Below are 21,782 nucleotides of genomic sequence, written 5' to 3'. Positions count from 1 at the left end.
GGTTGTGAGGTTAAGCGACCAAGCGTACACGGTGGATGCCCTGGCAGTCAGAGGCGATGAAGGACGTGCTAATCTGCGAAAAGCGCCGGTGAGGTGATATGAACCGCTATCAGCCGGCGATGTCCGAATGGGGAAACCCAGTGTGACTCGTCACACTATCGTTAAGTGAATACATAGCTTAACGAAGCGAACCGGGGAACTGAAACATCTAAGTACCCCGAGGAAAAGAAATCAACCGAGATTCCCTGAGTAGCGGCGAGCGAACGGGGAACAGCCCAGAGCCTGAATCAGCATGTGTGTCAGTGGAAGCGTCTGGAATGGCGCACGGTACAGGGTGACAGTCCCGTACACGAAGATGCATGTGTTGTGAGCTCGATGAGTAGGGCGGGACACGTGGTATCCTGTCTGAATATGGGGGGACCATCCTCCAAGGCTAAATACTCCTGACTGACCGATAGTGAACCAGTACCGTGAGGGAAAGGCGAAAAGAACCCCGGCGAGGGGAGTGAAACAGAACCTGAAACCGTGTACGTACAAGCAGTGGGAGCCTTCTTTATGGGGGTGACTGCGTACCTTTTGTATAATGGGTCAGCGACTTATATTCTGTAGCAAGGTTAACCGTATAGGGGAGCCGTAGGGAAACCGAGTCTTAACCGGGCGCTAAGTTGCAGGGTATAGACCCGAAACCCGGTGATCTAGCCATGGGCAGGTTGAAGGTTGGGTAACACTAACTGGAGGACCGAACCGACTAATGTTGAAAAATTAGCGGATGACCTGTGGCTGGGGGTGAAAGGCCAATCAAACCGGGAGATAGCTGGTTCTCCCCGAAAGCTATTTAGGTAGCGCCTCGTGAATTCATCTCCGGGGGTAGAGCACTGTTTCGGCTAGGGGGCCATCCCGGCTTACCAACCCGATGCAAACTGCGAATACCGGAGAATGTTATCACGGGAGACACACGGCGGGTGCTAACGTCCGTCGTGAAGAGGGAAACAACCCAGACCGCCAGCTAAGGTCCCAAAGTCATGGTTAAGTGGGAAACGATGTGGGAAGGCCCAGACAGCCAGGATGTTGGCTTAGAAGCAGCCATCATTTAAAGAAAGCGTAATAGCTCACTGGTCGAGTCGGCCTGCGCGGAAGATGTAACGGGGCTAAACCATGCACCGAAGCTGCGGCAGCGACACTATGTGTTGTTGGGTAGGGGAGCGTTCTGTAAGCCTGCGAAGGTGTGCTGTGAGGCATGCTGGAGGTATCAGAAGTGCGAATGCTGACATAAGTAACGATAAAGCGGGTGAAAAGCCCGCTCGCCGGAAGACCAAGGGTTCCTGTCCAACGTTAATCGGGGCAGGGTGAGTCGACCCCTAAGGCGAGGCCGAAAGGCGTAGTCGATGGGAAACGGGTTAATATTCCCGTACTCGGTGTTACTGCGAAGGGGGGACGGAGAAGGCTATGTTGGCCGGGCGACGGTTGTCCCGGTTTAAGCGTGTAGGCTGACTTTCCAGGCAAATCCGGAAAGTTAAGGCTGAGGCGTGACGACGAGGCACTACGGTGCTGAAGCAACAAATGCCCTGCTTCCAGGAAAAGCCTCTAAGCATCAGGTAACAACGAATCGTACCCCAAACCGACACAGGTGGTCAGGTAGAGAATACCAAGGCGCTTGAGAGAACTCGGGTGAAGGAACTAGGCAAAATGGTGCCGTAACTTCGGGAGAAGGCACGCTGGCACGTAGGTGGAGGGACTTGCTCCCCGAGCCGAAGCCAGTCGAAGATACCAGCTGGCTGCAACTGTTTATTAAAAACACAGCACTGTGCAAACACGAAAGTGGACGTATACGGTGTGACGCCTGCCCGGTGCCGGAAGGTTAATTGATGGGGTTATCCGTAAGGAGAAGCTCTTGATCGAAGCCCCGGTAAACGGCGGCCGTAACTATAACGGTCCTAAGGTAGCGAAATTCCTTGTCGGGTAAGTTCCGACCTGCACGAATGGCGTAATGATGGCCAGGCTGTCTCCACCCGAGACTCAGTGAAATTGAACTCGCTGTGAAGATGCAGTGTACCCGCGGCAAGACGGAAAGACCCCGTGAACCTTTACTACAGCTTGACACTGAACATTGAGCCTTGATGTGCAGGATAGGTGGGAGGCTTTGAAGCGTGGACGCCAGTCTGCGTGGAGCCATCCTTGAAATACCACCCTTTAATGTTTGATGTTCTAACCTGGCGCCGTAATCCGGCGTGGGGACAGTGTCTGGTGGGTAGTTTGACTGGGGCGGTCTCCTCCCAAAGTGTAACGGAGGAGTACGAAGGTCAGCTAATCACGGTCGGACATCGTGAGGTTAGTGCAATGGCATAAGCTGGCTTGACTGCGAGAGTGACGGTTCGAGCAGGTGCGAAAGCAGGTCATAGTGATCCGGTGGTTCTGAATGGAAGGGCCATCGCTCAACGGATAAAAGGTACTCCGGGGATAACAGGCTGATACCGCCCAAGAGTTCATATCGACGGCGGTGTTTGGCACCTCGATGTCGGCTCATCACATCCTGGGGCTGAAGTAGGTCCCAAGGGTATGGCTGTTCGCCATTTAAAGTGGTACGCGAGCTGGGTTTAGAACGTCGTGAGACAGTTCGGTCCCTATCTGCCGTGGGCGCTGGAAGACTGAGAGGGGTTGCTCCTAGTACGAGAGGACCGGAGTGAACGCACCGCTGGTGTTCGGGTTGTCATGCCAATGGCACTGCCCGGTAGCTAAGTGCGGAAGAGATAAGTGCTGAAAGCATCTAAGCACGAAACTTGCCTCGAGATGAGTCTTCCCTGGGGCCCTGAGCCCCCTGAAGGGACGTTGAAGACGACGACGTTGATAGGCCGGGTGTGTAAGCGCAGCGATGCGTTGAGCTAACCGGTACTAATGACCCGTGAGGCTTAACCTTACAACGCCACAGGCGTTTTAAGAAAAAAGAGAGACGCAGTTTTCAGCTTGTTCACCGGATTAGCGCGTGTGGCCCCCTGCGGGCGGCATGCGAAACAGAATTTGCCTGGCGGCGAGAGCGCGGTGGTCCCACCTGACCCCATGCCGAACTCAGAAGTGAAACGCCGCAGCGCCGATGGTAGTGTGGGGCCTCCCCATGCGAGAGTAGGGAACTGCCAGGCATCAAATTAAGGTTACACCTGTAAAGGTCGACACCGGTTATCAGCGAGACCCCGCTGGTAATGCAGTATTCGGTGGTGCGGTAGTTCAGTCGGTTAGAATACCGGCCTGTCACGCCGGGGGTCGCGGGTTCGAGTCCCGTCCGCACCGCCACCCTATTTAGGGGCGTAGTTCAATTGGTAGAGCACCGGTCTCCAAAACCGGGTGTTGGGGGTTCGAGTCCCTCCGCCCCTGCCAGATAAAGGATCCTTTGCTAACGCAAAGGATTTTTTTTTGCGTTCTATTTACCTGTCAAAGATATCCTTTTCAGGATGAGCGGAATACCCCCCTCATCCCTCCTGCCTGTAAGACCTTATCAGTTTACTGACTCAGTTTTGTACCAATACCGGGAACTTTAGCAGCTGCCGGATATGCGTTTGTTGATCGCTATTTTGTAGCCACACGGCATATAAAGGACGCACTGCGACAGGCGTGTCCGGGATCACCATCAAATCCGGGTAAAGCTGCATCCAGCTATCCGGTAAAAAGGCGCAGGCCCCAGTGGTATGCAGCAGCTGGCGGGTAAGATGCGCAGAGGTCGTTGTTAGTACCGGCACATCATCCGCGCCCGCCAGATAGCTCTCATGCTGATGAAAGTCCGCTCCCCACTCCAGCTTGATATAGTCATACTTCTCCCGCTTTTCACTTTTACGCGACCGGAAGAGGGTAAGAGAGATATGGCCAATCTGCTGGCTGGTCAGCTCATCCATTTTTGGCGCCTCAGTGGTGATTAACAGATCGAGCTGGCGCTCGTGCAGCTGTTTCACCAGCAGATGTCGTTGCGCCACGCGCGCCTCCAGGTGGAGGCTCTCGCGGTTCTCATACAACGTCTGAAGCCATGGCGTCAGATATGCCTCCCAGAGGGAGGCGCTGGCGCCGATAGAGAGTTCATGATGCTGTTGCGTATGCGCCACCTCCTTTTTCGCCATCAGCCAGGTACTCATCAGGCTCTCTGCGTAAGGAAGCAGGCGTTCGCCCGCTGATGTCAGACGTATGTTGTTGCGGTGCCGGGTAAAAAGGTTAACGCCCAGCTGATTTTCCAGCTGCCTGATGCGAAAACTGACGGCGGACTGCGTCAAATAGAGCGCTTCTGCGGCGCGTCCAAAATGGCGCGTTCTGCTCACCTCAAGAAATGTCTTCAGTAATTCCGTATCCACAGCCAACTCCAAAAAAATGTTTGTCGTAATGATTTAAATGTTTTGTTTTACACTCTGTCAAGCCTAACTAATACTCCGCGCCATAAATCGCACGGCCATAGAAGAGTTAGGAGCGTGTAAAATGGCGGATAGCTTCGCAACAACTAATCGTTTTTTTGATAACAAACACTACCCGCGTGGGTTTTCGCGTCACGGTGATTTCACTATTAAAGAAGCTCAGCTTCTCGAAAGGCATGGTTACGCGTTCAATGAGCTTGATCTCTCCAGGCGTGAACCTGTGACAGAAGAAGAGCGTCAGTTTATAGAAGTATGTCGTGGTTTGCGTGAACCACAAACTGAAGCAGAGCGTGTCTGGAGTAAATACATGACACGCATCAAGCGCCCGAAGCGTTTCCATACTCTGTCTGGCGGTAAGCCGCAGATGGAAGGTGTTGAAGACTATAGCGATTCAGATGATTAATCCAGGGCTTCCCGCCTGATAATACGCTGGATAAAAATGATGGGGCTGCGGCCCCATTTTTTATTCCAGACTCTTATGCAAATGCACTAACATGCGATCCATGCCGCGATAGCTTAATGCCTCCAGCAAATGCGAACGCGTAAGTGTCTTCTCGCCAGCCAAATCGGCGATGGTACGCGACACCTTTAATAGCCTCTGCCAGCCCCTGACGGAGAGCCCCAGCGTAAGAAGTATCGATTCCAGCCACTCGGCATCTTCCTTTATTAAAGCGCACCAACGCTCTACCTCGCTGTTATCCATCAGGGCGTTGATCTTTCCCTGACGCGCCAACTGCCGCTGACGTGCGTCGATAACGCGTTGCCGCACCTCTGCGCTTGATTCTGCGTCTTTATGTGCCCGACTCAGCATGCCGGCAGGAAGCAGCGGGATCTCTAAAGAGAGGTCGAAGCGGTCGAGAAAGGGGCCCGATAGTCGGCTGAGATAGCGCAGCGTCTGCTGCGGCGTACAGCGGTTATGCTTGCCCTGATAATGTCCTGCAGGGCTTGGATTCATTGCAGCAACCAGCTGAAAGCGTGCGGGCCAGTTTACTTTCGCGCGTGCGCGTGAAATTGTAATTTCGCCGTTTTCAAGCGGCTCGCGCAGCGCGTCCAGCGTCTTTCGACTAAATTCCGGCAGCTCATCCAGAAACAGCACGCCATTATGCGCCAGCGTGATTTCGCCAGGCTGGGGCAGCGAGCCGCCGCCGATCAGGGCATACAGCGTTGAGCTATGATGAGGAACCCGGAAAGGGCGCTTGCGCCACTGTTTATGAACGCCGCCACGGTTAACGATGCTGGCGACGGTCGCGCACTCCAGTGCCTCCCGATCGCTAAGCGGCGGCAGCAGGCCAATCAGCCGCATCGCGAGCATAGTCTTTCCTGTGCCGGGCGGCCCGATAAGCAGTAGATTATGTCCTCCCGCTGCGGCGACTTCCAGTGCGCGCTTACCCTGCTGCTGGCCGATGATATCGCGCAGATCTTCGCTTTTCGCTTCTTCTTGCGGTAATTCCGTGTGTCCGTGAACCAGTTGACCCTGATTTAGTAGAAAAGCACATATCTCCGGCAGGGTATCAGCAACCAGTGATTTTTCCTGTTCCACCAGACCAACATCCGGCGCATTCTCCGCCGGCAGAATCAGCGTCCTGCCGGCATCCTTTGCAGCCATCGCCGCCGGTATGGCACCCTGAACGCCCCGTAATGCGCCGCTAAGCGCCAGTTCGCCCAGGAATTCAAACTGTGCCAGTTTAGCTTCAGGGAGCTGCTCAGAAGCCGCGAGAATCGCGATAGCGATCGGGAGATCGAAACGTCCACCTTCCTTCGGCAGGTCCGCTGGCGCGAGGTTAACGGTGATGCGCTTAGCCGGAAAGGCAAAGCCACTGTTAATAATGGCGCTACGCACGCGATCGCGCGCCTCTTTTACGGTGGTTTCGGCTAATCCCACCAGCGAAAGCCCCGGCAGGCCATTGCTAATATGCACTTCAACCGTTACCAACGGAGCCGTAACGCCCAGCGCCGCGCGCGTAACCACGTGGGATAAAGACATACTCCCTCCTTTTGCTGTTGCTCCGGAGTATGCAAAGGTCTGCACTCTAATGCGATGCGCCTGTAGCAACCTTGCGTGACATCTCGTAAAAAAATTGCCTTTGTTACCTCTTCAGTAAAAAGATGCACTCCAGGAAAGGAGGCCTGACGTTTTATTTATTACGAAAGGGACGTAATGAATAACTTTCAGTCTCTGTTATTGATTGAATAAAAAAGGTTTTTTACTAAAGTTTTCGCAGCGCATTAAAAATAAATGGCGAAAAAGGTTGTCGAGTGCCGCCTGTCTGTGATAACTCTTTAGGCATTACTTCGAATAAGCGAAATTTTGAACATCATATGAAAGCCCTTCTACGAGTGATTAGCCTAGTCGTGATTAGCGTGGTGGTGATTATTATCACACCGTGCGGGGCTGCGCTCGGAGGAAGAAAGGCTTAAAAATCAAGCCTGAATCTAAAAGAACCCCCGCACCGAAAGGTCCGGGGGTTTTTTTATGGTCAGGTATCGGGACAGTCAATGAAAGAGGAACAAACAATGTACAGTAGCATAAAATACTGTTGTTCCCGGGAAAACACAGGGGAATAACGATGACTGGAGCGCAGTGGGTGGTTCAAGCGTTACGTGCGCAAGGGGTAGAAACCGTATTCGGCTATCCGGGCGGCGCGATTATGCCGGTTTATGACGCGCTTTATGATGGAGGCGTTGAACACCTACTGTGCCGTCATGAACAGGGCGCAGCCATGGCCGCTATCGGCTACGCACGCGCGACCGGTAAAGTGGGCGTCTGTATCGCCACTTCCGGGCCGGGCGCCACTAACCTGATCACCGGTCTCGCCGACGCGATGATGGACTCGGTCCCCGTGGTCGCCATTACCGGCCAGGTCGCGGCGGCGCTGATCGGCACCGACGCCTTTCAGGAAATCGACGTATTAGGTCTGTCACTGGCCTGCACTAAACACAGCTTTTTAGTCGAGTCGCTGGAGGCGCTGCCGGAAGTCATGGCTGAAGCCTTCGCCATCGCGCAGTCCGGCCGTCCTGGCCCGGTACTGGTCGATATCCCCAAAAACATCCAGGTCGCCAGCGGCGATTTGACGCCGCACCTGTTGCCGGTAGTGGAAACGCAGGCACATCCGCATCAGGAAATCGCGCAGGCACGCGCGCTGATCGCCCAGGCGAAAAAGCCGGTTTTATATATCGGTGGCGGCGTAGGTATTGCGCAGGCGGTTCCTGTCCTGCGTGAGTTTGCTCAGCAAACCGGCATTCCCACCGTCGCGACGCTGAAAGGGTTGGGCGCGCCCGATCCGCGTGACCCTTGTTACCTCGGCATGTTAGGTATGCACGGCACCAAAGCAGCGAATCTGGCGGTTCAGCAGTGCGATTTGCTGATTGCCGTCGGCGCGCGCTTTGACGATCGCGTTACCGGCAAGCTGGATACCTTCGCGCCGCATGCCAGCGTTATCCATATGGATATCGATCCGGCCGAACTGAACAAGCTGCGCCGCGCGCACGTAGGCTTGCAGGGCGATGTAAATACGTTGCTGCCCGCATTGGCGCAGAGATGTGAGATCGACGCGTGGCGCGCGGAAGTCATGGCGTTAAAGGCGCAGCATGGCTGGCGCTACGATCATCCCGGCGAGGCGATTTACGCGCCGCTGTTTCTGCGCCAGCTGTCAGACCGCAAAGCGCCGCGCGCTGTGGTGACGACCGATGTCGGTCAGCACCAGATGTGGACGGCGCAGCATATGTCGTTCAACGCGCCTGAAGATTTTATTACCTCCAGCGGCCTGGGCACCATGGGCTTCGGCCTGCCGGCGGCAGTGGGCGCACAGGTCGCCCGTCCTGACGATATGGTGATCTGCGTTTCCGGCGACGGCTCTTTCATGATGAACGTGCAGGAGTTAGGCACCATCAAGCGCAAAGGCCTGCCGATCAAAATCGTTCTGCTGGATAACCAGCGCCTGGGAATGGTACGTCAGTGGCAGCAGCTCTTTTTCTCGGAGCGCTACAGCGAAACCAATCTGTCTGACAACCCCGATTTCCTGACGCTGGCGAGCGCCTTCAATATCCCTGGCCAGCGTATTACCCGTAAAGATCAGGTCGACGCCGCATTAGATGCTCTGCTGACCAGTAAAGGTCCCTGGTTGTTGCATGTGGCCATTGATGAGCATGAAAACGTCTGGCCTCTGGTGCCGCCCGGTGCCAGCAACGCAAACATGATGGAGAAAACCGTATGAACCAGCACCAGTTGTCTATCGAAGCGCGCTTTCGCCCTGAAGTTCTGGAGCGCATTCTGCGCGTCGTCCGTCATCGCGGCTTCCAGGTTTGCGCCATGAATATGGCCGCCGTCGCCAATGCCGAAAACATTAATATTGAAATGACCGTTGCCAGCCCGCGTTCAGTCGATTTACTGTCAACACAGCTGAGCAAACTGATGGATGTCGCTTGCGTCCAGATACAACAACAGACAACACAACAAATCCGCGCATAGTCGCGAAAGGAAAGAATAATGAGTACGAAGAAAGCAGACTTTATCTGGTTCAACGGCGAGATGGTGAAATGGGAAGAGGCGAAGGTCAGCGTCATGTCTCATGCTCTGCATTACGGCACGTCGGTTTTCGAAGGTGTCCGTTGCTACGACTCGCACAAAGGACCGGTAGTCTTCCGTCATCGTGAACATATGCAGCGCCTGCACGACTCCGCCAAAATTTATCGTTTTCCGCTGAAGCACAGCGTGGATGAGCTGATGGAAGCCTGCCGCGAAGTGTTGCGCGTCAACAAACTGAAAAGCGCCTATATCCGTCCGCTGGCCTTTGTCGGTGACATAGGCCTCGGCGTTAACCCGCCGGAAGGCTACAGCACGGACGTGATCATTGCCGCCTTCCCGTGGGGCGCCTATCTGGGCGCTGAAGCGCTGGAGCAGGGCATTGACGCCATGGTCTCCTCCTGGAACCGCGTCGCGCCGAACACCATCCCTACTGCGGCGAAAGCGGGCGGCAACTATCTTTCCTCCCTGTTGGTAGGCAGCGAAGCGCGCCGCCACGGCTATCAGGAAGGCATCGCGCTCGACACCAACGGTTATATCTCTGAAGGCGCGGGCGAAAACCTGTTTGAAGTTAAAGACGGCATTCTCTTCACGCCGCCGTTTACCTCTTCCGCGTTGCCGGGCATTACCCGCGACGCCATTATCAAGCTGGCGAAAGATGCGGGCATCGAAGTGCGCGAGCAGGTGCTGTCGCGTGAATCCCTCTACCTGGCGGATGAAGTCTTTATGTCCGGCACCGCGGCGGAAATCACTCCGGTGCGCAGTGTTGACGGCATTCAGGTCGGCGAAGGCAAATGCGGGCCGATCACCAAACGCATTCAGCAGGCGTTCTTTGGCCTGTTCACCGGCGAAACCGAAGATAAATGGGGCTGGTTAGATCAGGTCAATCCATAAGACAGACAATTGCGGGCGCTGATCGGGCCCGCTTATTTATTCAGACTGGAGTAAACAGAGCATGCCTAAGTACCGTTCCGCCACTACGACTCATGGCCGCAATATGGCCGGCGCCCGTGCCCTGTGGCGCGCAACAGGAATGACTGACGCGGATTTCGGCAAACCGATTATCGCCGTCGTTAACTCCTTCACCCAGTTCGTGCCGGGGCACGTTCACCTGCGCGATCTGGGCAAGCTGGTGGCCGATCAGATTGAAGCTGCCGGCGGCGTGGCGAAAGAATTCAACACCATCGCGGTCGATGACGGTATCGCCATGGGCCATGGTGGCATGCTCTATTCACTGCCGTCACGCGAGCTGATTGCCGACTCGGTTGAATATATGGTGAATGCGCATTGCGCCGACGCCATGGTCTGCATCTCCAACTGCGACAAGATCACGCCGGGAATGATGATGGCCGCGCTGCGCCTGAACATTCCGGTGATTTTCGTCTCCGGCGGCCCGATGGAAGCGGGCAAAACCAAGCTCTCCGATAAGATCATCAAGCTGGATCTGGTAGACGCCATGATTCAGGGCGCCAACCCCAATGTCAGCGATGCCGACAGCGAGCAGATTGAACGCTCCGCCTGTCCGACTTGCGGCTCCTGCTCCGGCATGTTCACCGCTAACTCGATGAACTGTCTGACCGAAGCGCTGGGGCTGTCGCAGCCGGGCAACGGCTCGCTGCTGGCGACCCACGCCGATCGCAAAGAGCTGTTTATCAACGCCGGCAAGCGCATCGTAACCCTGGCGAAGCGCTACTACGAGCAGGACGACGAAACGGCACTGCCGCGCACCATCGCCAATAAGGCTGCCTTTGAAAACGCCATGACGCTGGATATCGCCATGGGCGGCTCGACCAATACCGTACTGCACCTGCTGGCGGCGGCGCAGGAAGGCGAAATTGATTTTAATATCTCCGATATCGACCGCCTGTCGCGCAAGGTGCCGCACTTATGCAAAGTGGCACCCAGCACGCAAAAATACCATATGGAAGATGTTCACCGTGCCGGCGGCGTCATCGGCATCCTGGGCGAGCTGGATCGTGCCGGCCTGCTGGATACCCGTGTACATAACGTGCTGGGCACCACGCTGCGCGACACGCTCGACAATTACGACATCATGCTGACGCAGGATGAGGCGGTGAAAAAGATGTTCCGCGCCGGGCCGGCAGGCATCCGCACCACCCAGGCGTTTTCGCAGGAGTGCCGCTGGGATACGCTCGACAACGATCGCCGCGAGGGCTGCATCCGTTCGCGGGAATACGCCTTCAGTCAGGATGGCGGCCTGGCGGTGCTGTACGGCAACATGGCGGAAGATGGCTGTATCGTTAAAACCGCCGGCGTGGATAAAGAGATTTTGACATTCCGCGGCCCGGCGAAGGTGTATGAAAGCCAGGAGGATGCCGTTGAGGCGATCCTCGGCGGCAAGGTTGTCGCGGGCGATGTGGTCGTTATCCGTTATGAGGGGCCGAAAGGCGGGCCGGGCATGCAGGAGATGCTTTACCCCACCACCTACCTGAAATCGATGGGATTAGGCAAAAGCTGCGCGTTGATCACCGATGGACGTTTTTCCGGCGGTACGTCGGGGCTCTCTATCGGCCACGCCTCGCCGGAAGCGGCCAGCGGCGGCACCATTGCTCTGGTGAAAGATGGCGATATGATCGAAATCGATATTCCGAACCGCGGCATCCAGCTGGATGTGCCAGCTAACGAACTGCATGCGCGTCGCGAAGAGGAAGAGGCGCGCGGCGACGCCGCCTGGACGCCGCATTCACGTCAGCGTCAGGTCTCATTCGCGCTGCGCGCCTATGCTTCGCTGGCGACCAGCGCGGACAAAGGCGCCGTACGCGACAAAGCGAAATTGGGAGGCTAAGGATGGCTGAGTCTCAACCGTTACCGGAGGCGCCCTGCGGCGCCGAGTATCTGCGCGCCGTGCTGCGTTCGCCCGTTTATGAAGTGGCGCAGGTAACGCCGCTGCAGCATATGGAAAAGCTTTCCGCGCGCCTGGGCAACACGGTGCTGGTGAAGCGCGAAGATCGCCAGCCGGTCCATAGCTTTAAGCTGCGGGGCGCCTACGCGATGATCGCCGGGCTGAACGAAGAGCAAAAAGCGCGCGGCGTGGTGACCGCCTCAGCCGGCAACCATGCGCAGGGCGTGGCGCTCTCCGCCAGCAAGCTCGGCATTAAATCGTTGATCGTGATGCCGGTCGCCACGGCGGATATCAAAGTCGACGCGGTGCGCGCCTTTGGCGGTGAGACTTACCTGTACGGCGCCAACTTTGACGAAGCGAAGGTGAAAGCCATCGAGCTGTCGGAACAGCAGGGTTACACCTTTGTGCCGCCTTTCGACCATCCGGCGGTGATCGCCGGTCAGGGGACGCTGGCGATGGAGCTGCTGCAGCAGGACGCGCACCTCGATCGCATCTTCGTGCCGGTAGGCGGCGGCGGGCTGGCGGCGGGGGTGGCGGTGCTGATTAAGCAGCTGATGCCGCAAATTAAAGTGATTGCGGTGGAGGCGGCGGATTCCGCCTGCCTGAAGGCGGCGCTGGATGCCGGCGAGCCGGTCGATCTGCCGCGCGTCGGGCTGTTTGCCGAGGGGGTAGCGGTGAAGCGCATCGGCAGCGAAACCTTCCGTCTTTGCCAGGCCTATCTGGACGATATCGTCACCGTCGACAGTGATGCTATCTGCGCGGCGATGAAAGATCTGTTTGAGGATGTACGCGCCGTGGCGGAGCCCTCCGGCGCGCTGGCGCTGGCGGGGATGAAGAAATATATCCAGCAGCACAACCTGCAGGGTGAGCGTCTGGCGCATATTCTTTCCGGCGCAAACGTCAATTTCCACGGCCTGCGCTACGTTTCCGAACGCTGTGAGCTGGGCGAGCAGCGTGAAGCGCTGCTTGCCGTCACCATTCCTGAGCAGCAGGGCAGCTTCCTCAAGTTTTGCCAGACGCTGGGCGGCAGGGCGGTAACTGAATTTAATTACCGCTACGCCGACGCTGATAACGCCTGCATTTTCGTCGGGGTGCGCCTGACGCGCGGCCGTGAAGAACGGCGGGAAATTATCAGCGAGTTAATGGCGGGCGGGTATCAGGTTGTCGATCTCTCTGATGATGAGATGGCTAAGCTGCACGTTCGCTATATGGTCGGCGGCCGGCCCTCGCGGCCGCTGCGCGAGCGTCTGTTCAGCTTCGAATTTCCCGAAGCGCCCGGCGCGCTGCTGAAGTTTCTGCAAACGTTGGGCACGCACTGGAACATTTCGCTGTTTCATTATCGCAGCCACGGCACCGATTATGGCCGGGTGCTGGCTGCTTTCGAGCAGGGTGAAGATGAGCCGCGTTTCGCGGAGCATCTCACCGCGTTAGGCTACGACTTTCATGATGAAAGCCAGAACCCGGCGTTTCGTTTTTTCCTGGCGGGATAATTACAGCAGCTGCCAGAACGCGCTAATCAGCGGCTCGCTGAGCCGCTTTTTCTGCACGCAGACGCCCAGTTCAAAAGGCGCGACGGCGTCGACATCTTCCAGTACCAGCACCCGGTTGCGCACCGGGTCCGGGCTGTTTTCCAGCACTACCTCGGGCAGCAGGGCGATGCCGCAGCCAAGCGCCACCATAGAAACAATGGCTTCATGGCCGGAAACGGTCGCATAAATTAGCGGATTAGCGATACGCCGACGGCGGAACCACAGGTCGATACGGCGCCGCGCCGGCCCCTGCTCGGGCAGGATAAAGGGGATTTGCGCCCAGTCCGGGTCGGGCTGCGTCGCCTGCTGGCGAACCGGGCAAGGCAATGCCGGCGCAATCAGCGCCAGCGGAATATGTCCCAGCGACGTAAAGCCGATGCTGGCAGGCAGGGTGTCGGGGCGGCCGGCAATCGCCAGCTCCGCTTCGCCGGTTTGCACTTTTTCAACCGCGTCGGCGGCGTCGCCGGTGGTGAGCTTGATCTCTACCTGCGGATGTTCGGCGCGAAAACGATCGAGAATGGGCGGCAGGTGGCTGTAGGCGGCTGTAACGGAGCAGAACAGCTTCAGCTCGCCGCTTAACGAGGGCCCGTGCTGACCCATCGCGTGGCGCATTTGCTGATATTGCAGCAGTGTTTGCTGCGCGAACTGGCGTAGCTGTTCGCCCGCCTCGGTCAGCGTCACGGTACGGTTATCACGTAAAAACAGGCTTTGCCCCACATCCTCTTCCAGTCGCTGTATTTGGCGCGACAGCGTGGAGGGGGAAACATGCATCGCGCGGGCGGTTCGGCCAAAGTGTCGGCTTTCGGCCAGATGTAAAAAAAGCTTCAGGTCTCGTAAATCCATGCGATTCAGGCCTCGTTTTTACGTTGCAGTTATTGCAATGCGACGTTGTTAATATATCAATTTAAGCAACAGATTTCCTGTCATATGATGGGGCTATATCAGACAAGGCGAGAAACCGCTGCGTCATACAATAACGGTAAACACAACCTCAAAACGGAGTGCCCATGGCTAACTATTTCAACACTTTGAACCTGCGTCAGCAGCTGGCGCAATTAGGTAAATGTCGCTTTATGACGCGCGATGAATTTGCTGATGAAGCAAGCTACCTGAAAGGGAAAAAAGTCGTCATCGTTGGCTGTGGCGCTCAGGGTCTCAACCAGGGCCTTAACATGCGTGACTCTGGTCTGGACGTGGCTTATGCGCTGCGCGCCGAGGCGATTGCGGAAAAACGCGCCTCCTGGCGTAAAGCGACGGAAAACGGCTTTAAGGTCGGCACCTATGAAGAGCTGATCCCGCAGGCGGACCTGGTGGTTAACCTGACGCCGGACAAACAGCACTCATCCGTGGTGCAGGCAGTGCAGCCGCTGATGAAGGATGGCGCGGCGCTGGGCTACTCGCACGGTTTCAATATCGTTGAGGTGGGCGAAGAGATCCGTAAAGACATAACCGTTGTCATGGTGGCGCCGAAGTGCCCGGGTACCGAAGTGCGTGAAGAATATAAGCGCGGCTTTGGCGTGCCGACGCTGATCGCGGTGCATCCGGAAAACGATCCGAAAGGCGAAGGCATGGCGATCGCCAAAGCCTGGGCCGCGGCGACCGGCGGCCATCGCGCGGGCGTGCTGGAATCCTCCTTCGTTGCCGAAGTGAAATCGGATCTGATGGGCGAGCAGACCATCCTCTGCGGCATGCTGCAGGCGGGTTCGCTGCTGTGTTACGACAAGCTGGTGGCGGAAGGCGCCGATCCGGCTTATGCGGGCAAACTGCTGCAGTTCGGCTGGGAAACCATCACCGAATCCCTAAAGCATGGCGGCATCACGCTGATGATGGACCGCCTCTCCAACCCGGCTAAGCTGCGCGCTTTCGCGCTGTCGGAACAGCTGAAAACCATTATGGCGCCGCTGTTCCAGAAGCATATGGACGATATCATTTCCGGCGCGTTCTCGTCCGGCATGATGGCGGATTGGGCAAACGACGATAAAAAACTGCTGACCTGGCGTGAAGAGACCGGCCAGACGGCGTTCGAAAAAGCGCCGCAGTATGACGGCAAAATTGCGGAGCAGGAATATTACGATCGCGGCGTACTGATGGTCGCCATGGTAAAAGCGGGCGTTGAGCTGGCGTTTGAAACCATGGTGGATTCCGGCATCATCGAAGAGTCCGCCTACTATGAATCGCTGCACGAGCTGCCGCTGATCGCCAACACCATCGCGCGTAAGCGCCTGTATGAAATGAACGTGGTCATTTCCGATACCGCGGAGTATGGCAACTACCTGTTTGCTAACGCGGCGGTACCGCTGCTGAAAGAGTTTATGACCACGCTGCAGGCCGGCGATTTAGGTAAAGAGGTAGCGCCGGCAGCGGTGGATAACGCTCAGCTGCGCGACGTTAATGAAGCAGTGCGCAACCATCCGATCGAAGCGGTCGGCCGTAAACTGCGCGGCTATATGACCGATATGAAGCGCATTACCGTTGCGAGCTGATTCGCCGCAGCCGTAAAACAAAACGGGAGAGCCATCGCTCTCCCGTTCTTTTAGTTGCGGTACAGCACCTTGATGATGTGATAACCGAACTGGGTATGCAGGGGGCCGTAAGGCGTCAGCAAGGGACAGGAAAAGACCACTTTATCGAAAGCGGGCACCATCGCCCCTTTTTTGAACTCGCCTAGATGTCCGCCTTTACGTCCGCTCGGACAGGTAGAGTGTTTTTTCGCCAGCTTTTCAAAATCGGCGCCCTTTTCCAGCTGGGCCAGAAGTTCCTGCGCCAGTTTCTCTTCCTTTACAAGGATATGCATTGCCGCTGCGGTTTTTGCCATGATCGTGCCTTGAGTCGTATGGATGCTGCTGGATATACTACCACGCTGTTAGTTAACCCTCCTTCTTTTCACTGAGTACTTCTATGCGTCTTAATCCCGGCCAACAACACGCTGTCGAATTTGTCACCGGCCCTTGCCTGGTGCTGGCTGGCGCGGGTTCCGGCAAGACGCGCGTGATAACCAACAAAATTGCTCACCTGATCCGTGAGTGCGGTTACCAGGCCCGTCATATCGCCGCCGTCACCTTTACCAATAAGGCCTCGCGCGAGATGAAAGAGCGCGTGGCGCAAACCCTTGGCCGTAAAGAAGCGCGCGGCCTGATGATCTCGACTTTTCATACCTTAGGGCTGGAGATCATCAAGCGCGAATATGTCGCGCTGGGCATGAAATCCAATTTTTCGCTGTTCGACGATCAGGATCAGCTGGCGCTGTTGAAAGATTTGACCGAGCAGTGGCTGGAAAATGATAAAAACCTGCTGCAACAGCTGATCTCGACGATCTCCAACTGGAAAAACGATCTGATCGATCCGGCGCAGGCGCAGGAGCGCGCTCAGTCGGAACGCGATCGCATTTTTGCGCACTGCTATGCGCTGTATGACCAGCACCTTAAATCGTGCAACGTGCTGGATTTCGATGACCTGATCCTGCTGCCGACGCTGCTGCTGCAGCGTAATGAAGACGTGCGCGAGCGCTGGCAGCAGCGCATCCGTTACCTGCTGGTGGATGAGTATCAGGATACCAACACCAGCCAGTATGAGCTGGTAAAGCTGCTGGTGGGCGCGCGGGCGCGTTTTACCGTGGTGGGCGATGACGATCAGTCGATCTACTCCTGGCGCGGCGCCAGGCCGCAAAATCTGGTGCTGCTGAAAGAGGATTTTCCTGCGCTGCAGGTGATCAAGCTGGAGCAGAATTATCGCTCCACCGGACGCATCCTGAAGGCGGCGAATATCCTGATCGCGAACAACCCGCATGTGTTTGAGAAACGCCTGTTCTCCGAACTGGGCTACGGCACCGAACTGAAAGTACTGAGCGCCAATCACGAAGAGCATGAGGCGGAGCGCGTCACTGGAGAGCTGATCGCGCACCACTTTATCAATAAAACCCAGTACAAGGATTACGCCATCCTTTATCGCGGTAATCATCAGTCGCGGGTATTTGAAAAAATGCTGATGCAGAACCGCATTCCTTATCGCATTTCCGGCGGTACCTCCTTCTTTTCGCGTCCGGAGATCAAGGATCTGCTGGCCTATCTGCGCGTACTCACTAACCCGGACGATGACAGCGCTTTTCTGCGTATTATCAATACGCCGCGGCGTGAAATCGGCCCGGCAACGCTGCAAAAGCTGGGCGAGTGGGCCAACCAGCGTAATAAAAGCCTGTTCAGCGCCAGCTTTGATCTCGGACTGGGCCAGACGCTGACCGGACGCGGGCTGGAAAACCTGCAGCGCTTTACCGGCTGGCTGCAGGAGATCGCCCGCCTGGCGGAACGCGAGCCGATTAGCGCCGTACGCGATCTGATCCGCGGCATCGATTACGAAAGCTGGCTGTTTGAAACCTCCGCCAGCCCGAAAGCGGCAGAAATGCGCATGAAAAACGTCAATACGCTGTTTCAGTGGATGACGGAAATGCTGGAAGGCAGCGAGCTGGATGAAGCGATGACGCTGACGCAGGTGGTTACGCGTTTTACGCTGCGCGATATGATGGAACGCGGCGAAAGCGACGAGGAGCTGGATCAGGTGCAGCTGATGACGTTGCATGCTTCAAAGGGTCTGGAGTTCCCCTACGTCTATCTGGTGGGCATGGAAGAGGGGCTGTTGCCGCATCAAAGCAGTATCGATGAAGATAACATTGAAGAAGAGCGGCGGCTGGCTTATGTCGGCATTACCCGTGCGCAGAAAGAGCTGATTTTTACGCTCTGCCGGGAGCGTCGACAGTATGGCGAGCTGGTGCGCCCGGAGCCGAGCCGTTTCTTGCTGGAGCTGCCGCAGGACGATCTGATTTGGGAAACCGAACGTAAAGTCGTCAGCGCTGAAGAGCGCATGAAAACCGGCCAAAGTCGGGTGGCCGGATTACGCGCTATGCTGGATAAAGCGAAGAAAGGGGCCTGAAAAGGGGGGCTGCAGGTTAACATCGGTGCGGCCCGCCAATGATTCACATTACCGTAAGCGGCCAGTGGACATAGGATTGCCAGCGGCTCTCCTGCTCAAGCAGTTCCGCCCGTAGCGGATGCGCGTTCAGCCAGCCTGGCGGCAACGTCACCTGTAATGTCTCATCTTCGCTATGCAGACGCACCGCAGGCAGAGTATCGTCGCGACGACGGCTGGCGAAAATGATCGCCAGACGCAGCAGCCGGCACATATGTTCCGCCATCCGCGGCGGCACCGCGTTTTGCTGATTCAGCAGCGCCAGATCGACGCCGTTGCTCTGGTTTTGCAGCAGGGTCGCGAGCAGCTTTTTCTGCGCCGGCGTAAAACCTGGCAGATCGAGATGCCGCACCAGGTAAGACGCATGCTGCGCGGCCAGGCGAAAATCGACGCTCAGGCCGATCTCATGGATCAGACAGGCGCTTTCCAGCAGCTCGCGGCAATAGTCATCCAACTGCCACTGCGGGTTGACCTGACGGACAAAGCTCGCCGCCAGCTGGCGCACGCGCTCCGCCTGCTCAATATCGATAGAGAAACGGCGCTGGATATTGTGCAGCGTGCGGCTACGAATATCGCGATCGACCGGGTAATGCAGCATGCCGTACAGCAGGCCCTCGCGCAGCGCGCCGCCCGCCAGCGTCATGCTCTCTATTTGCAGCTCTTCAAAGATGGCGATCAGAATTGACAGCCCGCTGGGAAACACTAACGCGCGCTCCAGCGTCAGGCCTTCGATTTCCAGCTCTTCCAGTTTGCCGCACTGAATGGCGCGTTGCTTCAGCTGCTGCAGCTTGCTGAGCGTAATGCGTTCATCCATACCCTGCGCGACCATGATCTCCTGCAGCGCCTGAACCGTACCGGAAGCGCCGACACAAATCTGCCAGCCCTGTTCACGCAACCGATCGGCGACCGGCTGAATGATGGCGCGCGCGGCCTGTTCCGCCTGCGCGAAATGCTCTTTACCCAGATGGCGATCGCCGAAATAACGCTCCAGCCAGGTAACGCAACCCATAGAAAGGCTGAACAGCGCGGTTGCCTGCGCGCCGTTGCCGGTAACCAGCTCGGTGCTGCCGCCGCCGATATCGACCACCAGCCGCTGGTCGGAACCGCCGGTAGTATGCGCCACGCCCTGATAAATCAGACGCGCTTCTTCTTCGCCGGTAATGACATTAATAGAACAGCCGAGAATGGCTTCCGCCTGAGAAAGGAACTGACGGGCGTTGTTCGCCAGACGCAGCGTGGCGGTCGCCACCACGCGGATCTGATCGGGGGGAATATCCTGTAGCTGTTCTGAAAAGAGCTGCAGGCACTGCCAGCCCCGCTCCATCGCCTCTTGCGACAGCTCTCCGTCGCCATTAAGGCCGGCGGCGAGACGCACTTTACGCTTGATGCGCGCGACAGTCTGGATATTTCCAGCCACCTCGCGCACCACTAACATATGAAAACTGTTAGAACCTAAATCAATCGCAGCATAAAGTGACGACGCGCTGAGCATAATGTCATGAACCCGAACGTTTACGGTTAGTATTGCGCGGCGGGCCGCTGCGGCGGTTATTGCCGTTCGCGCGACGCGGACCATTGCCTGGACGGCTGCGGGCCAGACGTTTCGGCGGCGGAAGCTCGGTCATCAGCGCATCGCTGTTGTATTTGCTTACCGGAATACCGTGACCGATATACTCTTCGATCGCCGGCAGGTTCAGCGCATACTCTTCACAGGCGAGGCTGATGGAGTGGCCGCTGGCGCCGGCGCGGCCGGTACGGCCAATGCGGTGAACATAATCCTCGCAGTCGTCGGGCAGATCGTAGTTAAAGACATGCGTCACTGCCGGGATGTGCAGGCCGCGCGCCGCTACGTCGGTTGCCACCAGAATATCGAGATCGCCGCGGGTGAAATCTTCCAGAATACGCAGGCGTTTCTTCTGCGGCACGTCGCCAGTCAGCAGCCCGACGCGATGACCGTCGGCAGCCAGATGGCCCCAGATATCTTCGCAGCGATGTTTGGTATTGGCGAAAATAATGGCGCGATCCGGCCACTCTTCTTCAATCAGCGTCTGCAGCAGGCGCATCTTCTCTTCATTCGAAGGATAGAACAGCTCTTCTTTAATGCGGTGGCCGGTTTTCTGCTCCGGTTCCACTTCAACGTATTCGGCATTGTTCATATGCTCGAACGCCAGCTCGCGCACACGATAGGAAAGCGTGGCGGAGAAAAGCATGTTGAGGCGCTGGCTGGCGGCCGGCATGCGGCGGAACAACCAACGAATATCCTTTATAAAGCCGAGATCGAACATGCGATCGGCTTCATCCAGCACGACAACCTGGATAGCGCCAAGGTTGATATGGTTCTGTTTCGCGTAATCGATCAGACGGCCGGTGGTGCCGATCAGAATATCGACGCCGTTTTCCAGCACTCTAAGCTGTTTATCATAGCCGTCGCCGCCGTAGGCCAGGCCCAGCTTCAGTCCGGTCGACTGCGCCAGGGGTTCGGCATCGGCATGAATTTGCACGGCCAGTTCGCGCGTCGGCGCCATAATCAGCGCGCGCGGCTGATTAACCTGGCGGCCTTCAGCGGCAGGGTGAGAAAGCAAGTAATGGAACGTTGACGTCAGAAACGCCATCGTTTTCCCGGTTCCGGTTTGCGCCTGACCGGCAACATCGCGCCCGACCAACGTGAGCGGCAATGCCAACGCCTGGATAGGCGTACAATTATGGAAGCCTTTAGTTTCAAGGGCTTCGATAACTTTCGGGTGCAGGGCGAAGTCGGAAAACTTCTGTTCGGTTAAGTGTGTTTTGCTCATAGTGTGGTAGAATATCAGCTTACTATTGCTTTACGAAAGCGTATCCGGTGAAATAAAGTCAACCTACGTTGGCAGATTTTACGCCAACCAGCCAGGCATAATCTTGTGGAGTAAGACATGAGCAGCGATAAAATCGTTCATCTGACCGACAAAAGCTTCGAAACCGACGTGCTGAAAGCCGAAGGTTTAACGCTGGTGGACTTCTGGGCGGAATGGTGTGGTCCATGCAAAATGATCGCCCCGATCCTTGATGAAGTAGCAGAAGAGTATGACGGTAAGCTGACCATTGCCAAACTGAATATCGATGAGAACCCGGAAACGGCGCCGAAATACGGTATTCGCGGCATCCCGACGCTGCTGCTGTTTAAAAATGGTGAAGTGGCGGCGACCAAAGTCGGCGCGCTGTCCAAAGGCCAGCTCAAAGAGTTCCTGAACGCGAACCTGAGCTGATTTCACTGCCGGCGCTGGCGGTCCAGTAATTTTTTTCTGACCGCTAGACGCCCGGCATGAAGCATGCTAAGTTAAATCTACTGCATTACGAACTTACCTGTAGTTTGTTTCCCTTGTTGGACGCTGGCGTTTTCTTCACAGTGCATCAACAATCTGACGGTTAGCATCAATTTTCCGGCATCGGTTTTCAACCGTCTCCTCGTTTTCAGATCGGCATTCACGCATAAGATCGTCGAGCAGACACGGAAACGGAGCCATTAACGGGCATGGACCTTCTTTGCC

Annotated in this window: 16 protein-coding genes, 2 tRNA genes and 2 rRNA genes; 14 read left to right on the top strand and 6 right to left on the bottom strand. The window is 56.6% G+C overall.

Going from position 1 to position 21,782, the window contains the following annotated elements:
• Positions 1–8 precede the first annotated feature (8 nt).
• The 4 genes from C2E15_RS20480 to C2E15_RS20465 all read left to right on the top strand — a co-directional run bounded on the left by C2E15_RS20480 (position 9) and on the right by C2E15_RS20465 (position 3,369).
• Positions 9–2,914, top strand: a 23S ribosomal RNA gene (locus tag C2E15_RS20480).
• Between the two features lie 104 nt (positions 2,915–3,018).
• Positions 3,019–3,134, top strand: a 5S ribosomal RNA gene (gene rrf / locus C2E15_RS20475).
• Between the two features lie 74 nt (positions 3,135–3,208).
• Positions 3,209–3,285, top strand: a tRNA-Asp gene (locus C2E15_RS20470).
• 8 nt (positions 3,286–3,293) lie between these two features.
• A tRNA-Trp gene (locus tag C2E15_RS20465) sits at positions 3,294–3,369 on the top strand.
• 131 nt (positions 3,370–3,500) lie between these two features.
• On the opposite strand, the gene hdfR is transcribed toward C2E15_RS20465, so the two are convergent.
• The gene (gene hdfR / locus C2E15_RS20460) at positions 3,501–4,328 is read right to left on the bottom strand and encodes an HTH-type transcriptional regulator HdfR (protein WP_104958907.1); all 828 of its coding nucleotides are present in this window, start codon (positions 4,326–4,328) and stop codon (positions 3,501–3,503) included.
• A gap of 121 nt (positions 4,329–4,449) precedes the next feature.
• Between hdfR and C2E15_RS20455 the strand changes: the two genes are divergently transcribed.
• Positions 4,450–4,788, top strand: a complete 339-nt coding sequence (locus C2E15_RS20455) for a MaoP family protein (protein ID WP_085069415.1) — start codon at positions 4,450–4,452, stop codon at positions 4,786–4,788.
• A 60-nt stretch (positions 4,789–4,848) separates the two neighbouring features.
• Here the strand turns inward: C2E15_RS20455 and C2E15_RS20450 are convergent, their stop codons facing one another.
• A complete protein-coding gene (locus C2E15_RS20450) occupies positions 4,849–6,369 on the bottom strand; it encodes a YifB family Mg chelatase-like AAA ATPase (protein WP_104958906.1) in 1,521 nt (506 codons plus the stop codon).
• A gap of 335 nt (positions 6,370–6,704) precedes the next feature.
• Between C2E15_RS20450 and ilvL the strand changes: the two genes are divergently transcribed.
• The 6 genes from ilvL to ilvA all read left to right on the top strand — a co-directional run bounded on the left by ilvL (position 6,705) and on the right by ilvA (position 13,260).
• On the top strand, positions 6,705–6,803 hold the full coding sequence (gene ilvL, locus C2E15_RS20445; RefSeq protein WP_071883719.1) for an ilv operon leader peptide: 99 nt from the start codon (positions 6,705–6,707) through the stop codon (positions 6,801–6,803).
• A gap of 149 nt (positions 6,804–6,952) precedes the next feature.
• Positions 6,953–8,599, top strand: a complete 1,647-nt coding sequence (ilvG, locus tag C2E15_RS20440; RefSeq protein ID WP_104958905.1) for an acetolactate synthase 2 catalytic subunit — start codon at positions 6,953–6,955, stop codon at positions 8,597–8,599.
• A complete protein-coding gene (gene ilvM / locus C2E15_RS20435) occupies positions 8,596–8,853 on the top strand; it encodes an acetolactate synthase 2 small subunit (protein WP_104958904.1) in 258 nt (85 codons plus the stop codon). Before ilvG ends, ilvM begins: the two co-directional genes overlap by 4 nt.
• A gap of 18 nt (positions 8,854–8,871) precedes the next feature.
• Positions 8,872–9,801 carry a branched-chain-amino-acid transaminase gene (gene ilvE / locus C2E15_RS20430; protein WP_104958903.1) on the top strand — a complete coding sequence of 310 codons (930 nt, stop codon included), beginning with the start codon at positions 8,872–8,874 and terminating at the stop codon, positions 9,799–9,801.
• A gap of 61 nt (positions 9,802–9,862) precedes the next feature.
• On the top strand, positions 9,863–11,713 hold the full coding sequence (gene ilvD, locus C2E15_RS20425) for a dihydroxy-acid dehydratase (RefSeq protein WP_104958902.1): 1,851 nt from the start codon (positions 9,863–9,865) through the stop codon (positions 11,711–11,713).
• A 2-nt stretch (positions 11,714–11,715) separates the two neighbouring features.
• Positions 11,716–13,260 carry a threonine ammonia-lyase, biosynthetic gene (gene ilvA, locus C2E15_RS20420; RefSeq protein ID WP_104958901.1) on the top strand — a complete coding sequence of 515 codons (1,545 nt, stop codon included), beginning with the start codon at positions 11,716–11,718 and terminating at the stop codon, positions 13,258–13,260.
• Here ilvA and ilvY read toward each other — a convergent pair whose 3' ends face one another.
• Positions 13,261–14,142: an HTH-type transcriptional activator IlvY gene (gene ilvY, locus C2E15_RS20415; protein ID WP_104958900.1), complete on the bottom strand. Its 882-nt coding sequence runs from the start codon at positions 14,140–14,142 to the stop codon at positions 13,261–13,263.
• Between the two features lie 164 nt (positions 14,143–14,306).
• Between ilvY and ilvC the strand changes: the two genes are divergently transcribed.
• The gene (gene ilvC, locus C2E15_RS20410) at positions 14,307–15,782 is read left to right on the top strand and encodes a ketol-acid reductoisomerase (RefSeq protein ID WP_104958899.1); all 1,476 of its coding nucleotides are present in this window, start codon (positions 14,307–14,309) and stop codon (positions 15,780–15,782) included.
• Between the two features lie 50 nt (positions 15,783–15,832).
• Here ilvC and ppiC read toward each other — a convergent pair whose 3' ends face one another.
• Positions 15,833–16,114 carry a peptidylprolyl isomerase PpiC gene (gene ppiC / locus C2E15_RS20405; RefSeq protein ID WP_038628993.1) on the bottom strand — a complete coding sequence of 94 codons (282 nt, stop codon included), beginning with the start codon at positions 16,112–16,114 and terminating at the stop codon, positions 15,833–15,835.
• A gap of 83 nt (positions 16,115–16,197) precedes the next feature.
• On the opposite strand from ppiC, the gene rep reads away from it, so the two are divergent.
• Positions 16,198–18,222 carry a DNA helicase Rep gene (rep, locus tag C2E15_RS20400; RefSeq protein WP_104958898.1) on the top strand — a complete coding sequence of 675 codons (2,025 nt, stop codon included), beginning with the start codon at positions 16,198–16,200 and terminating at the stop codon, positions 18,220–18,222.
• Positions 18,223–18,265: 43 nt separating this feature from the next.
• On the opposite strand, the gene gppA is transcribed toward rep, so the two are convergent.
• Together gppA and rhlB are read right to left on the bottom strand one after the other, a co-directional pair.
• Positions 18,266–19,750, bottom strand: a complete 1,485-nt coding sequence (gppA, locus tag C2E15_RS20395; RefSeq protein WP_104958897.1) for a guanosine-5'-triphosphate,3'-diphosphate diphosphatase — start codon at positions 19,748–19,750, stop codon at positions 18,266–18,268.
• Positions 19,751–19,754: 4 nt separating this feature from the next.
• Positions 19,755–21,050, bottom strand: coding sequence for an ATP-dependent RNA helicase RhlB (gene rhlB, locus C2E15_RS20390; protein ID WP_104958896.1), 1,296 nt, complete (start codon positions 21,048–21,050; stop codon positions 19,755–19,757).
• Positions 21,051–21,167: 117 nt separating this feature from the next.
• On the opposite strand from rhlB, the gene trxA reads away from it, so the two are divergent.
• Entirely contained in the window at positions 21,168–21,500 is a 333-nt protein-coding gene (gene trxA, locus C2E15_RS20385; protein WP_038628985.1) for a thioredoxin TrxA, read from the top strand.
• Positions 21,501–21,782: the final 282 nt, after the last annotated feature.

The sequence above is a fragment of the Mixta gaviniae genome (assembly GCF_002953195.1).
Taxonomy (GTDB): Bacteria; Pseudomonadota; Gammaproteobacteria; order Enterobacterales; family Enterobacteriaceae; genus Mixta; species Mixta gaviniae.
The sequence above is the reverse complement of the archived record's forward strand: the minus strand, read 5'-3'. Positions and strand labels throughout refer to the sequence as shown.

Coding starts and splice junctions, on each gene's coding strand:
- ilvY (WP_104958900.1), bottom strand. CDS start 14,142: ATGGATTTACGAGACCTGAAGCTTTTTTTACATCTGGCCGAAAGCCGA.
- ilvD (WP_104958902.1), top strand. CDS start 9,863: ATGCCTAAGTACCGTTCCGCCACTACGACTCATGGCCGCAATATGGCC.
- C2E15_RS20455 (WP_085069415.1), top strand. CDS start 4,450: ATGGCGGATAGCTTCGCAACAACTAATCGTTTTTTTGATAACAAACAC.
- ilvA (WP_104958901.1), top strand. CDS start 11,716: ATGGCTGAGTCTCAACCGTTACCGGAGGCGCCCTGCGGCGCCGAGTAT.
- rep (WP_104958898.1), top strand. CDS start 16,198: ATGCGTCTTAATCCCGGCCAACAACACGCTGTCGAATTTGTCACCGGC.
- rhlB (WP_104958896.1), bottom strand. CDS start 21,050: ATGAGCAAAACACACTTAACCGAACAGAAGTTTTCCGACTTCGCCCTG.
- ppiC (WP_038628993.1), bottom strand. CDS start 16,114: ATGGCAAAAACCGCAGCGGCAATGCATATCCTTGTAAAGGAAGAGAAA.
- C2E15_RS20450 (WP_104958906.1), bottom strand. CDS start 6,369: ATGTCTTTATCCCACGTGGTTACGCGCGCGGCGCTGGGCGTTACGGCT.
- ilvM (WP_104958904.1), top strand. CDS start 8,596: ATGAACCAGCACCAGTTGTCTATCGAAGCGCGCTTTCGCCCTGAAGTT.
- gppA (WP_104958897.1), bottom strand. CDS start 19,750: ATGCTCAGCGCGTCGTCACTTTATGCTGCGATTGATTTAGGTTCTAAC.
- ilvC (WP_104958899.1), top strand. CDS start 14,307: ATGGCTAACTATTTCAACACTTTGAACCTGCGTCAGCAGCTGGCGCAA.
- trxA (WP_038628985.1), top strand. CDS start 21,168: ATGAGCAGCGATAAAATCGTTCATCTGACCGACAAAAGCTTCGAAACC.
- ilvE (WP_104958903.1), top strand. CDS start 8,872: ATGAGTACGAAGAAAGCAGACTTTATCTGGTTCAACGGCGAGATGGTG.
- ilvG (WP_104958905.1), top strand. CDS start 6,953: ATGACTGGAGCGCAGTGGGTGGTTCAAGCGTTACGTGCGCAAGGGGTA.
- ilvL (WP_071883719.1), top strand. CDS start 6,705: ATGAAAGCCCTTCTACGAGTGATTAGCCTAGTCGTGATTAGCGTGGTG.